Source organism: Nostoc sp. CMAA1605 (genome assembly GCF_021596505.1).
Taxonomy (GTDB): domain Bacteria; phylum Cyanobacteriota; class Cyanobacteriia; order Cyanobacteriales; family Nostocaceae; genus Trichormus.
Window position 1 is genome coordinate 49,405 of the sequence record NZ_PJIZ01000001.1, and the last position, 13,285, is coordinate 62,689.

The following is a 13,285-nucleotide window of genomic DNA, read 5'->3' on the forward strand; positions in this document are numbered from 1 at the left end:
CTATTAGGTCGGCCTCTAGTTTTTTATGCAACCTCGGCAAAGCATTATTGAAATTTTTTCAACTTTTGTGCAGTTTGATGCCGATCGCTTCAGTCGGTGGGCGACGGAATCACGTTTGCGTCGCAGTATCCAAAGTTGTCTCCAGCAAACTCCCAAGGAAACTTCGGAATATTTTTGGGCATTGTACTGGTATAAGTTTTGGCAAGTGCCGGAAACTCAACCTTTAGCCAAGCAACATCTGACGGCTTATTTGCAAGAACCTTGTTATTGGACTTCCCAAAAAACCGCCGCCAGTTTTACCAGTACACAGTACAAACTTTCTGACTGTTTTCAAGTGGCGATCGCCCAAGTTGATCGAGTCCTCAAAGGCTTTAATCCCAGTCAATCTAGCACTCTGAAAAACTACGCCAGTATTATTTTCGGGAGTGCAATTCGGGAAACACTCCGCCAACGTCAGGAAGTTGATATCTGCACTGATTGGGGTTTATTACGCAAAATCAGCCAAAAGCGATTAGAGGAATCTTTGCAAAATGCTGGTTTATCCCCAAGCAAAATTCACAGTTACATCCAGGCTTGGAATTGCTTCAAAACTCTGTATGTCCCGACAAAAGCCGCTAATTCTCGCCAATTATCCCGCCCAGATGATGCCACCTGGGAAGCGATCGCTCAAGCCTACAATGCCCAAAATACACCATCAGTCAGCCCCAAAACCCTAGAAGAGTGGTTATTGTATGCGGCTAAAGCGATACGCAAGTATCTTTATCCCACTCCTGATTCATTAAATGCTACTAAGGGCGGTGATGATTCCTCGGAGATTTTAGATAATCTTCCTGGTACAGAACAACCATCTTTAATGCAAGAAATCATTGCCCAAGAAGAAGAACAGGCAAGGAATTCGCAGAAAACAGAAGTTAATCAAGTATTAATTAAAGCAGTATCTCAATTAGATTCGCAATTGCAAGAAATTTTACTTTTATACTACGGACAAAAAGCCAATCAGGATGCGATCGCGCAACAATTAGACATCAAACAGTACACTGTTTCACGACGACTGAGTAAAGCCAAGGAGAATTTATTGCGATCGCTGGCTAGCTGGAGTCAGGACACACTGCATATTTCTCTCACACCGGACATACTCAAAGGTATGAGTACATTAATAGAAGACTGGTTACAGAATTACTACAATGTCTCGCCACCCTAAACCATGCTAAAACTGTCGCAAACTCATTATTAAGATTTATAGATTTTTACCTCGGTTTGCCAAGGGGTGAATCATTCAAAATCTTCTTAATGAGTAAATTTTGAATTTTCAATTTTGAATTGATCCCCCGGAGTATGTACCATGACTGCTAACCCCACCATCTTTACCTTTGCTGACTCAACGGGCTTGATTTTAGAAATCCCTAATCATCGCCAAAATCTAGCTAGTCAGTCTTTTTCACATCCTATTGCTTGGTATCAAGCCTATTTAAATGAAAATTGCTTGAGTGCAGTCTTGCCGTGGTTGCAGGAAGATTTTACACGCCAAGCAAAGGTATGGCCTTCTACCAATTCTCTAGCCAGCATTTGGGAACTGGTAAATGGAACTGCCGTAAATATAGACGTATCTAGATTTATCTTAGTTCCCAGTGAGACTATTGACTTAAGTGAATTACGTGTACCTCAAGAGTGGGTAGATTTACCAAGTTGGGTAGGGGATTATTATTTAGCAGTGCAAGTAGATACGGATGCAGGTTATGTGCGGGTGTGGGGTTACTGTACCCATGCACAATTGAAAACTCAGGGCAAATATGATCCCAGCGATCGCACTTATACTTTAGATGCGAGTAACTTAACAACTGACATGAGTGTGTTATCTGTGGAATTACAATTTTGTTCCCAGACAGCTACACGCACTCAACTAGCAACCTTACCCAGTATTCCCGTTACCCAAGCCCAAAACTTAATTACCCGCTTAGGAAATCCCGAAGTCATCACCCCTCGGTTAGCCGTCCCTTTTGAATTGTGGGGAGGACTAATAGAACATAGCGGATGGCGAACCAACCTCTATGAACGCCGCATCGGCTTACCAGAACAGCGTTCAGTGCTGCAATGGTTGCAAGCAGGCGTTTCCCAGACAGCCGAGGCGATGGGTTGGGGGAGATTGAACTTACAATTAAGTGCGGCTGGGGCGCGGAGTGTCGAAGGAGTACAACCTGGAATCACACTATCTCGCAGATTAGCGATCGCAGGACAAACCTACGAACTCTCAATTTCCCCCCAAGGCGAACCCGAAGCACCATCTTGGCGGTTCGAGTTACGCAACGCCACAGTCGGCGCAGTCATCCCCGGCGGCTTTAAACTCCGACTCCTCACCGAAGACTTACAACCATTCCCCAACAATGAAGATATAGCCACAACCGCCGTCGAGCAACTTTTCGTAGAAGTCGCCCTCGAAGCTGGCGAAGGCATAGTGTGGGAAGTCGAACCACTTCCAGAAAATTATGACCGAGAAATTTTAAAATTCTAAGCTGTTGGGGGCTTTTTTTATTGATAATGTGGATAAACATCATTTCTCTATCCACATGAGATTACGAGCTATGGGAGAAAAACACAACCAACAAATGCGAGTCTGGGCTATGTTGTGTCATCTCTCAGCATTGTTAGCTTGGATACTATTATTTGGTTTAATTTTAATCGGTATTCCTTTATTTTTACCATTGAACATCGCCGCCCCTCTCATGATTTGGCGACTGAGAAAAATTAAATATCCTTGGGTAGACTTTCAAGGTAGAGAATCATTAAATTTTCAAATTACCTTAACGTTTTATATCGTCGTTGTCATCATGATTTCTCTGTTGCTAGTGCTAGCCAGTTGTGGTATTGCAGTAACTACTAACGGCGAAATTAATCAAGTAGACACAGTTTTAGACAGCTTATTATTTATTTGGATGACCTTTATTATCGCCCTATTTTTAATCCAATTATTCCTAGTTACATTTGCCGCCACCAAAGCATACAACGGCGAACATTACCGCTATCCCTGCACCATGAGAATCTTAAGGTAAATTCCTTTTCCTCCTCCTTTGTCCCTTTGCGTCTTTGCGCCTTTGCGTGAGATAATCATACTCCTATGATACTCAGCATAAATTTCTAACTAAAAAAATTCATGGAACTAAAAGATAAAATAGGTGTAGCAATTGTTGGTACAGGATTTGGTCAAAAAGTCCACATCCCCGCATTGCAAGCCCATCATCGCACAGAAATAACTGCGATTTATCACCGCGATATTAATAAAGCCCAAACCATCGCCACAGCGAATAACATCCCCCAAGCCTGCGACACACTTACAGATATTCTCGCTTTACCAAAAGTCCAAGCAGTCAGCATTTCCACACCACCATTTCTGCACTACGAAATGGCAAAACAAGTATTACAAGCAGGTAAACATTTACTACTAGAAAAACCAGTAACTTTAAACGTCACCGAAGCTAAAGAACTGTATCAATTAGCCCAACAAAAAAATCTCATCGCCACAGTAGATTTTGAATTTCGTTTTGTTCCCGCATGGCAATTTTTTGCAGAATTATTAACATCAGGTTACGTTGGCAACCCACGCTTAATTAAAATTGATTGGTTGGGTTCATCTCGTGCTGACACTTCCCGCCCTTGGAATTGGTATTCATCTCAAGAAAAAGGTGGCGGTGCATTAGGTTCTTTGGGTTCTCATGCGTTTGATTATATCTACTGGCTATTTGGTGCAGTCAAAAGATTAAACGCCCATTTAACTACAGCTATTCCCACACGGGTTGAACCTGCGACTGGGGAATTAAAACCTGTAGAAACTGATGATACCTGTCTCATCTCCTTAGAATTAGCTAATGGAACACCCTGTCAAGTTGCGATTAGCGCAGTGGTTCATGCTCCCCGTACCCATTGGGTAGAAGTATATGGCGATCGCGGTACTCTAGTTATAGGCAGTGACAACCAAAAAGATTACATACATGGGTTTAAAGTTTGGGGTTCTCAGCCAGGTAAACCCCTGGAAGAAATCGAAATTCCCCCAAGATTTTTATTTCCCCAACACTATGCTGATGGACGCATTTGTGCATTTTTGCGAGTAGTTAATCAATGGGTACAAGGAATTGATACTCAACAGCAAACTATCCCATCATTAAAAGAAGGGGTATACTCACAATTATTAATGGATTTATCCCATCAATCTCATCAAAATTCCACTTGGGTAAATGTCCCAAGTTTAGACGAAACTATTAATCATATCTAAATCCAAATAATATCTCCATGTAGAGAAGACGCGTCTAACCACAGGGGTAAATTCAGTTCTCTCAAATAATTAAAGCAAGCAAAAAGTTGCTGAGGTTTACCCCACAAGTCTAAATCAAACCAACCATCATTTTGCTGATTAGCTGATAGTGATGCAGCAATAATATTGACAGTGATGCTGAAGCGAGAAACTAATTCAAAAATCACTGGTGTCTGATAATAATCCTTCAAAATACAAAGTTGTAACCGCAGACGGTGAGATTGTCCAATATAATCTCCATAACTTTGGTAAACAGGAGTACCTGTAGTCAGGGTAAATGGCGAAGACTGTTGTTGATTAATCTGGGATGGAGAGTCAGGAAACTCTTGATAACTCAACTTATGTTGTACATTACCAGCAATACCCAGTTCGATTAAATCGACTCCCAAATTTTGTAAATACAGCAGGCTATTACAAATATTTTCGGAATTTCCTTGCAGTTCTAAGTCAAACCAACCGTAATTTTCATCTGCTGCCAACATTGCTGCTTTAATATTCACAGTCACACCATAGCGTGATATTAACCGCGAAATTATCGGTTGTTGTCGATAATGTTGGGGTATCCGAATACGGCTATCTACAGGGGTGGTTGGGGATGATTTATGACTGAACATAGAAATATTCAATATAAATATATGTTTTTAGTGTTATTTAATGTTTAAAACTTGTCGAGCAACTTTGAGTTTTTTCCAAAGCGATTTGATTTGTTGATAAGCATCATCCAAAGATATTTTTCCTCCAGTTTGTAAACTACATATATAGTTAACTCTTTGAGAAAAATCTTGCAATTGATGGTTAAAACTTATGTATTCGGGGCTAATCTGCCCATAATAAGGACTACGATTATATAAAAATTCATTTAGTTCGTTGTCCGAAGATTTTTGTTCCATAAATATGCACTCTCCCTATGATGAACGAGTGAAGTTGGAAATAAATTAGTAGATGGATAATATACCCATCTACTACTAGTAATAGTTAGGAGACAACCGCACAGGAATACTTCAATGTCAAATACAAAGGAACTTAAATTACAGTAACTTGATTGGATTACCGTAGATTAATGCTACTCTCAAAGTATTGCATATGTAAGTAAGTAAATCAATACCTTAAACAAAAAAATACTGTAAGTCCATACACTTACAGTATTTGCAGATCATGAGTGAACAATCAACTAATTTTGGATTTTAGATTTTTCCTGGGGCTTGTACCCAAAAAATTCAAAATCCAAAATCCAAAATCCAAAATCTAAAATTCGGCGGGTTAACTATTTCCTATCCTTAAGAAAAGATGCGACTTCAGCCGGAGTAGGTTGAGAAGCGATCGCACCTGGTTTGGTAGTAGTTAATGCACCCACTGCACTAGCGTAAGTAATAATACTTTTGACGGTATCAGCATCACCAAGGCTATGGATACCTTTTTGACTGAGTTGATGGATAAATCCGGCTAAAAAGCTATCACCTGCGCCAGTAGTATCAGCCACAGGAACGTCAAAAGCAGGTAATTTACCTTCATTTTCACCTAAGCAATAGGCGCAACCATGCTCACCGTCTGTCACTAATACCCCTTCAATCGAGCCTAGACGGTAAGTGATTGCACCAGGGTCAGCAGTATCAAATAGCCATTCTGCCTCTTCCTTGGAGAGTTTCAAGAAATCGACGCGTTTAAATGTATCGTTGATTTTTTGGCGGGCGATATTTTCATCTTGCCAAAATACCGGCCGCCAATTGACATCTAGCACAATCTTTAAATCATACTGTTCAGCCAATGCTAAAGCGCGATTGATGGCTTTTTCACTTTCAGGATAGGCTAATTCCAAAGTACCTAAAACCAGAAACTCTGCATCTCGAAACAGTGACTCTGGTAATTGCTTGGCTTGTAAGCGTGTATCAGCAAATTCTGAAGTGTCATATTTACCAAAGCCAGCAAAAGTGCGATCGCCAGTTAAACTTCTTACCACATAAACTTGGCGTGTGGGCGCACTAGCATGACGTTGTATACCCGTTGTCTCTACACCTACTTCTTGTAGTAGCTGCACTAGTGCATTCCCTGGTTCATCTTCTCCAACACAACCCACAAATCCAGTAGGAGTTCCCAACTTCACCAAAGCACAGGCCACATTCGCTGGCGCGCCACCAGGGTAAGGAGTCCATGATTGCACTTCTTCCAGCTTTAGCCCTAACTGATCAGCTAAACAATCAAATAAAATTTCACCAAGGCACAAAACACGGGGACTACTCATCTCAATCTTAGCCTTACAAAAGGACTGCAATCTCATTCTAGATTTTCGCAGTGTTCTTGCTAAAAGGGATTGGGTATTGGGGACTGGGGACTGGGGACTGGGGAAATCTTAACTAGTAACATCAAATTCCAAGCTCTATTTCCTGTTCCCTATCAATAAATAACCAGTATAATCAATAACATAGTTCTGTTTTGGCTACGTGTTTACAGATAAGAATAATGCAGTATTTTTAATTAAAAAAGTAGTGCTATTTAATATAAGTGCTGTAGAATTGGCGAAATTATCGTCAAACTCAAAAAGGAAAAAAATATTGTCAATCGTATTGCAGCTAACACTTGAAATGCCTACAGCCAAAAGAATCTTCTAGAATTAAGAAGAGTGATTAAGTACATATACCAAGGGAGGATAGAAAACTCATGGCTGGTGGCGAGTCTCAGACCCCTGTTAGTCTGTCAGACAGAGAACTGCAAATTATCGACTTAGTGGCCGCTGGCTTAACTAACCAAGAAATTGCAGCGAAACTGGAAATTAGCAAGCGCACAGTTGATAACCATATCAGCAACATTCTCGACAAAACCCGAACTGAAAACCGAGTGGCTCTAGTTCGCTGGGCCTTACAGTGGGGTAAGGTCTGCTTGAATGATGTCAATTGTTGTCCTCTACCAACCCCAGACGAATAAACCGATTGCAGACACTCTCAAGTGCATCTAGCATGGCAATTAATTTCGTCTGGCTACAGCAAGGCTGATTTTGACTGCTTATTGTTTTCTCCTCACGCAATATTTTGTGAATCTCTAGCGCAAGTCTCACACAAGTCAAAATCTAGCAGAAGGTAAAACTTGGCTGTTTAGTTATTGTGGGTGGCTGTTTTTCCCCGTTGGTACAGTTTTGTAACTAACTGTACTAACGGGTAATTTTGGCATATCAGAATTTATAAGGGGTGTAAGGGTTTAGGGGTGTGGGGGTTTAGGGGAAGAAAAAGAGTTTCTTCATATTTCGCTTGTGGTAGTTGCGCGAGTGGAAGGCTTGGAATTGTCAAAAAATATTGAGACAATCATCAACAAAATTTAGCAACAATCCTTTGCCTCAGACGCTACATTGGTAAGAAATCTATATTGCTCCATCATCTTGAGGGGCGGTGTTTTTATGAATACTTCTGCTTCTTCTGTTGGTAGTTCGTCTCCCTTTGATTTTTTGAGTTTTGATTTTACAACCCCTCAACCCAGACAAGATGCTGATTTACTTCAGCAGCTATCTTTTGTCCCTGGGTTGAAAGAGATTCTAATGCTGCGTCAAGTCCATGCTTTAGAACACGCTACTGTTTGGGTGTTAAGCGAAGTCAAAAATACTCATTCTCCGACTGGAAGACCAAGCAAAATTCAAATTGATGATGAGTTATTGGGTGGGCTATCTACAGACCAAGGGTTTTATCTCTATGGCGAGGTGAATATCAGTGATTTGCGTCGCGCAGTAACTCTGGCTCTTCACCGCCTGACTCACGGCGAATGGGATTTGGCTGTACATCCCCGTTGTGGGACAAATTTGTCGGTAGCGATGTTATTAACTGCTAGCCTGGCGGTGGGTGTGAATTTGATGTTACCATTCCGACCGATAGAGCAATTGATTGGGTTAGGCTTGGCAGCAACTACAGCCTCAGAGCTGGCTCCTGATTTGGGTGCGATCGCTCAAAAATATCTTACCACTGCGATTCCCTTTAACTTAGCTGTAGAAAATATTACAATCTCCCGTGATGTGTGGGGTCGTCAAGGTCATTTTGTCAAAGTAAACTGGCGAGAGTAAGAAGAAGGTAAAAGGTAAAAGAGAAAAGGTAACAGAAGATTGAATTAGTGTAATGCGAAAACTTTACTTTTTAGTTCCTGGAACTGGGGGCAAATTTGCTTGTGGTGGGTTGTGGGCAGAGTTGAAAGCGTTTAAACTGGCTCAACAAGTCTGTATTGCTGAAGTGGTGACTTATCGCCAACGAGAACCAGATAAACCCTTTTTAGATGACTTGCTGCAAGAGCCAAATTTAGATAACGCCATTTTTGTGATTAGCTGGGGATTTGATATCGCTCAATTAGCAAAAAAACTCCAGCAACACAATGTTGTTTATCATGCCCATAGTGCAGGTTATAAATTTAGTTTACCTGCTAGCATCCCGATTATTACTGTCAGCCGGAATACCCTGGGATATTGGGGACAAAAAGCACCTAATTCTCTAATTTATTACTTGCCGAATGAAATTAGTTATGAATTTAAAAACTTGCACTTAGAACGAGATATTGATGTTTTAGTACAAGCTAGAAAATCTTCAGAATATTTACTCAAACAACTGATTCCGGCTTTACAACAAAAATGTCAAGTCCAGGTAGTTGATTCCTATGTAGAAGATTTACCAGGACTATTTAATCGAGCCAAAGTTTATCTTTACGACTCGGCGGAATATTGGGCGCAACAGAATGTTAGTGAAGGTTTTGGGTTGCAACCAATGGAAGCAATGGCTTGTGGTTGTCAGGTTTTTTCTAGTATCAATGGTGGACTTTCAGATTATTTAGACCCTGGATTTAATTGCTATAAAATAGCTGGATATTCTCAAGAATATGATGTAGATAGAATTTTCAAGGTGATAAATGCGGCTATATCACCTAATTTATCTGAAGAATTTTTCGCCGAGTACCGACCAGAAAATATTATTAAGCGTTGGCAAGTAATTATTGAGGAATTAAACGCATTTTTCAACCACAAAAAAAATTATCCTGGTAATATTACCAGTTTAACTAGAGGGCGTTTATTGAATCTATCTATCCAGAGAATTAAAAATAAATTTCGCAAAAAATATTTTCAGGGTTTATAAATATCACCATAACGAATACTGGCTTGAATACTGGTTGCTTGGGGATGTTGATTCATTTATCAGTCGATGTTTAGTTTGAGAAACTAAACATCGACTTTAAGTATAACGACTTGAAAAAACTAAACTATATAAATAATGTAAAAATACTAGTATTTAGTTCGTAGTAAGGACTTTAGTCCTTTTTTGTTCGTGGAGCATCTGTCTACGACACGCTACGCGAACGGAGAGAGAACTAAAGTTCTCACTACAAACCTTTAATCATTTACCCTGTTCTACTTATTCATGGTTTAGGAATGCGATCGCACTGTGTTTAAATCGATATATCGTAGTAGCTTTGCTTTTTCGATTTCACCGTGAAGCAGTAACATGGAATAAATTTATATATCAATCCATTATCAGTCACTTCAATTTTATTTAAATATTTAATAAAAAAATAATTAACTGTCTTAACTGTCTTAACTGCCTTAACTGTTCTTGCACCCATATTAAATTATTGATATACACTAAATCACTGAAAGTTTTCTCAAAATCGTTTTTGTAAAAATATTAGCCTAAATTTTATTAGCTAATATTTTTCTAGCGTTTTGTAAAGTAGTATTTCATAAATTTAGCAAGGAAATAATCAATGTCATATAAAGTTACAGGCAAAGTTTATGAGGCGGAAACTGGTTTAGGAATACCTCATCTAATTATTCAAGCTTTCGATAAGGACTTACTGAAGAATGATAGTTTAGGGGAAACAATAACAGATAGCCAAGGCAAATTTGAAATCAATTATACCGAAAAAGACTTCAAAGAATTATTTGAAGGTGAACCAGATGTATATCTTGTGATCAAGACAGGCGATCGCATCAATACTTTATATAACGGAGAAAAGAATATTCGTCATGGAGCCAAGCGACATGAATACTTTGAAGTAGGGATTCCTAAATCAGCTTTGGTTAACCAAAGCAAAGATGATCAACAACTGTTAAAAGTTCTTTTTGGTGTTGCTTGGTTAGATGGAGTTCTCGAACCAGGAGAAAAACTATATCTACAGCAAGTAGCACATCAAAAAAGACTGGCAGATGATCCAGAAATCCAAACTTTATTAGCTGGAAAACCAGTCGAGCCTCAAGAAGCTTACACCTATTTACAAGCATATTTAGGGACTAATCCTAGTGATGAAGATTATGATGAACTCTGTCAATCACTAGAAACACTAGTCGCTCTTGATTCTATAGTCGAAGGTATTGAAACAGAATTTTTAGCAAGCATACCCAAAAAAGCAGCTCGTCAAGTCGCTCTCAAGCAACGCCTAGCAGGTGCTTTTCTCGACTCTCAATTTATGGCGAAGGTGGCTAAACCACAACTTAAAACTAGCCAATCAATACAGAAAAAAGGCTTTTTAGCAGAAATACCTTTCAACGTCATCAATAAGTTAGTTGACACAATTGAACCTCCAGAAATGAGAGGATTACAAACTACTTTATCTAGGTCATTTTTACAAGATAACTTTGCTCCAGTCCACGAGGAAATTACCGCCGATAATTTACCAGTAATTGGTCAAATTCCCCAAGAATTATCAGGTCTATTTTTACGTATTTCGCCTAATCCTCAATTTTTCCCCGTGGGGCTGTATCACTGGTTTGATGGCGATGGGATGTTACATGGGGTAAATATCAAAAATGGTCAAGCTAGTTATCGTAATCGCTATGTTCAGACTGAGACGCTGAAAATTGAAAAAAAAGAAGGGAAAGCAATCTGGCCAGGTTTACTGAATATCCCCAGGTTTGACTCTCCCTATGGAATTATGATGAAAAATTCTGCCAATACATCTGTAATTTGGCACGCTGGGAAACTATTAACCTTGTTTGAAGCAGGATTACCCCATCAGATTCGAGTTCCAGATTTAGAAACCGTTGGTACTTACACTTTCAAAGATAAACTCACCTGTTCTTTTACAGCGCATCCTAAAGTAGATCCCGTCACGGGAGAAATGATATTTTTCGGCTGTTCTTACATAACTCCGCCTTACCTCTACTACGGTGTAGTCACAGCAGAAGGTGAAATTAATCGCATTGAGGCGATAGATTTACCAAATCCCATCATGATGCACGACTTTGCCATCACTGAAAATTACTCAGTATTCCTAGATTTACCCTTCCTCTTCCAAATCGGAAAAGTGATGAAAGGCGAAATTCCTCTACATTTTGATAGGAACAAAAAAAGTCGTATCGGTATTATTCCACGTCATGGTAACAACAAATCTATACGCTGGTTTGAGATCCCAACTTGTATGGTTTATCATACCGCAAATGCTTACGAAGAAGGGGACGATATAGTTCTGTTAGGTCTGCGGATGCCTTCCACTAATCTGTTAATCCCTAGTGATTCTACAGAAATGGGACAGAGTTCTGATTGTGAGATAGCAAAAATGTGTCGTTGGCGGATTAACCTCACAACAGGAGCTGTCACCGAAAAATTACTTGATGATCAAATTACGGAATTTCCCCGCATCAATGATAATTTCATAGGGCGCAAAATGCGTTATATTTATGCCGGACAAGCTGCAATTTATGCTGGTAGACCCCTGTTTGATTGTGTGAGAAAATATGATTTAGAAAAAGAGACAGCTGAAAGCTATTTCTTTGGCAGAGGGCGTTTTGGCGGTGAGTGTGTATTTGCGCCTCGTCCTGGAGCGACTGTTGAAGATGATGGTTGGGTGATTACCTATATTCACGATACGATTACCAACAAGTCAGAATTGCTAATTCTCAATGCACAAAATATCACCTCCGAGCCTGTAGCACGGGTTATGCTCCCTCAGCGTGTACCCTATGGTTTCCACTGTGGCTGGGTTTCTGAGGAACAAATGGCAAGTCAGAAAATTTGATGTAACTTAGAGGATGTTCCATCTCATCACCTGCTTTCTACACCTGTAAAAGAGGGAGAAAGCAGGTGAATTCGATAAACAGATTTTATTTACTAAATTGCTATGAGTCTCCCATTGTTTTCTGTACTCAGTATTAGACCTGAATCTTGACATTAAGTTTAATAGAATATCTCCACTAACAAGAATGACAAACTTTGATATAAATAGCAGAATAACAAATACTAGTAACGGAATTTTTATTGCTTGCCTTATTTTAGGATTGTGGTCAACAAGCCTAATTATATTATTGTCTTTAGATATTGCTAAAACTCAAATTATATTCATCGCTTTAGCCGTAGTTTGGCAGACATTTTTATATACAGGATTATTTATTACTGCCCATGATGCCATGCACGGTGTAGTTTTTCCTCAAAATCCCAAAGTCAACAATTGGATAGGTAGAATATGCGTGCTATTTTACGCTCTATTTTCTTATCAAGAGCTATTAAGAAAACATGGCTTACATCACCGCTATTCTAGCACCGAAGATGATCCTGATTTTTATGAAAATCAATATCAAAACTTTTTTGCTTGGTATTTTAACTTTGTAAAATCTTACTGGAGTTGGCAACAACATCTGGGATTGATATGTGCATATATTGTTCCTAGATATGTTTTTCATATATCTGATGCTAATTTAATTGTATTTTGGGTAATACCATCTATTTTTAGTTCAATACAATTATTTTATTTCGGCACATTTCTACCCCACAGAAGGCTTGAGGAAGGATATACCAGTGTACATCAGACAAGAAGTATCCCATTACCTACTTTTTGGTCATTTATAGCTTGTTACCATTTTGGCTATCACAAAGAACATCATGAACATCCGAATGTTCCTTGGTGGAGATTACCGGATGTTTACAAAGGGAACTAGATAAAGTTAGGACTTACGCAAAAAGATGATTTATTGAGAATGGGTGTAATTTTGTAGGGTTATAAGGGTTTTGAACATCCATAAGCGTAAGTCAACTA

The 13,285-nt window shown here is 39.4% G+C and carries 12 protein-coding genes; 9 read left to right on the forward strand and 3 right to left on the reverse strand.

The window, feature by feature from the left end:
- The first annotated feature begins 25 nt into the window (after positions 1-25).
- The 4 genes from CV014_RS00205 (at position 26) to CV014_RS00220 (ending at position 4,264) form a co-directional block, all read left to right on the forward strand.
- Positions 26-1,201, forward strand: a complete 1,176-nt coding sequence (locus CV014_RS00205; RefSeq protein WP_236140177.1) for a sigma-70 family RNA polymerase sigma factor — start codon at positions 26-28, stop codon at positions 1,199-1,201.
- Between the two features lie 141 nt (positions 1,202-1,342).
- Positions 1,343-2,509 (forward strand): DUF1822 family protein, encoded by a 1,167-nt coding sequence (locus CV014_RS00210; protein ID WP_236140178.1) that lies wholly within the window; start codon positions 1,343-1,345, stop codon positions 2,507-2,509.
- A gap of 70 nt (positions 2,510-2,579) precedes the next feature.
- Positions 2,580-3,047, forward strand: coding sequence for a DUF4870 domain-containing protein (locus tag CV014_RS00215; protein ID WP_236140179.1), 468 nt, complete (start codon positions 2,580-2,582; stop codon positions 3,045-3,047).
- Positions 3,048-3,148: 101 nt separating this feature from the next.
- On the forward strand, positions 3,149-4,264 hold the full coding sequence (locus CV014_RS00220) for a Gfo/Idh/MocA family protein (RefSeq protein ID WP_236140180.1): 1,116 nt from the start codon (positions 3,149-3,151) through the stop codon (positions 4,262-4,264).
- On the opposite strand, the gene CV014_RS00225 is transcribed toward CV014_RS00220, so the two are convergent.
- The 3 genes from CV014_RS00225 to CV014_RS00235 form a co-directional block, all read right to left on the reverse strand.
- Positions 4,261-4,917: an NIL domain-containing protein gene (locus CV014_RS00225; protein ID WP_236140181.1), complete on the reverse strand. Its 657-nt coding sequence runs from the start codon at positions 4,915-4,917 to the stop codon at positions 4,261-4,263. The two genes, CV014_RS00220 and CV014_RS00225, sit on opposite strands and share 4 nt — an antisense overlap.
- A gap of 33 nt (positions 4,918-4,950) precedes the next feature.
- Positions 4,951-5,193: a DUF7219 family protein gene (locus tag CV014_RS00230; protein WP_236140182.1), complete on the reverse strand. Its 243-nt coding sequence runs from the start codon at positions 5,191-5,193 to the stop codon at positions 4,951-4,953.
- Between the two features lie 374 nt (positions 5,194-5,567).
- Complete coding sequence (locus tag CV014_RS00235) at positions 5,568-6,542, reverse strand: carbohydrate kinase family protein (protein ID WP_236140183.1); 975 nt, start codon at positions 6,540-6,542, stop codon at positions 5,568-5,570.
- A gap of 416 nt (positions 6,543-6,958) precedes the next feature.
- Here CV014_RS00235 and CV014_RS00240 point away from each other — a divergent pair, with 416 nt between their 5' ends.
- The 5 genes from CV014_RS00240 (at position 6,959) to crtW (ending at position 13,187) form a co-directional block, all read left to right on the forward strand.
- Positions 6,959-7,222 carry a helix-turn-helix domain-containing protein gene (locus CV014_RS00240; protein ID WP_103140383.1) on the forward strand — a complete coding sequence of 88 codons (264 nt, stop codon included), beginning with the start codon at positions 6,959-6,961 and terminating at the stop codon, positions 7,220-7,222.
- A 466-nt stretch (positions 7,223-7,688) separates the two neighbouring features.
- Positions 7,689-8,342, forward strand: coding sequence for a DUF6391 domain-containing protein (locus tag CV014_RS00245; protein WP_236140184.1), 654 nt, complete (start codon positions 7,689-7,691; stop codon positions 8,340-8,342).
- A 52-nt stretch (positions 8,343-8,394) separates the two neighbouring features.
- A complete protein-coding gene (locus CV014_RS00250; RefSeq protein WP_236140185.1) occupies positions 8,395-9,396 on the forward strand; it encodes a glycosyltransferase in 1,002 nt (333 codons plus the stop codon).
- Positions 9,397-10,021: 625 nt separating this feature from the next.
- Complete coding sequence (locus CV014_RS30315; RefSeq protein ID WP_329608309.1) at positions 10,022-12,271, forward strand: carotenoid oxygenase family protein; 2,250 nt, start codon at positions 10,022-10,024, stop codon at positions 12,269-12,271.
- Between the two features lie 184 nt (positions 12,272-12,455).
- Positions 12,456-13,187 carry a beta-carotene ketolase CrtW gene (crtW, locus tag CV014_RS00260; RefSeq protein WP_339391051.1) on the forward strand — a complete coding sequence of 244 codons (732 nt, stop codon included), beginning with the start codon at positions 12,456-12,458 and terminating at the stop codon, positions 13,185-13,187.
- The last annotated feature ends 98 nt before the right edge of the window (positions 13,188-13,285 follow it).

Coding starts and splice junctions, on each gene's coding strand:
- CV014_RS00205 (WP_236140177.1), top strand. CDS start 26: ATGCAACCTCGGCAAAGCATTATTGAAATTTTTTCAACTTTTGTGCAG.
- CV014_RS00210 (WP_236140178.1), top strand. CDS start 1,343: ATGACTGCTAACCCCACCATCTTTACCTTTGCTGACTCAACGGGCTTG.
- CV014_RS00215 (WP_236140179.1), top strand. CDS start 2,580: ATGGGAGAAAAACACAACCAACAAATGCGAGTCTGGGCTATGTTGTGT.
- CV014_RS00220 (WP_236140180.1), top strand. CDS start 3,149: ATGGAACTAAAAGATAAAATAGGTGTAGCAATTGTTGGTACAGGATTT.
- CV014_RS00225 (WP_236140181.1), bottom strand. CDS start 4,917: ATGTTCAGTCATAAATCATCCCCAACCACCCCTGTAGATAGCCGTATT.
- CV014_RS00230 (WP_236140182.1), bottom strand. CDS start 5,193: ATGGAACAAAAATCTTCGGACAACGAACTAAATGAATTTTTATATAAT.
- CV014_RS00235 (WP_236140183.1), bottom strand. CDS start 6,542: ATGAGTAGTCCCCGTGTTTTGTGCCTTGGTGAAATTTTATTTGATTGT.
- CV014_RS00240 (WP_103140383.1), top strand. CDS start 6,959: ATGGCTGGTGGCGAGTCTCAGACCCCTGTTAGTCTGTCAGACAGAGAA.
- CV014_RS00245 (WP_236140184.1), top strand. CDS start 7,689: ATGAATACTTCTGCTTCTTCTGTTGGTAGTTCGTCTCCCTTTGATTTT.
- CV014_RS00250 (WP_236140185.1), top strand. CDS start 8,395: ATGCGAAAACTTTACTTTTTAGTTCCTGGAACTGGGGGCAAATTTGCT.
- CV014_RS30315 (WP_329608309.1), top strand. CDS start 10,022: ATGTCATATAAAGTTACAGGCAAAGTTTATGAGGCGGAAACTGGTTTA.
- crtW (WP_339391051.1), top strand. CDS start 12,456: ATGACAAACTTTGATATAAATAGCAGAATAACAAATACTAGTAACGGA.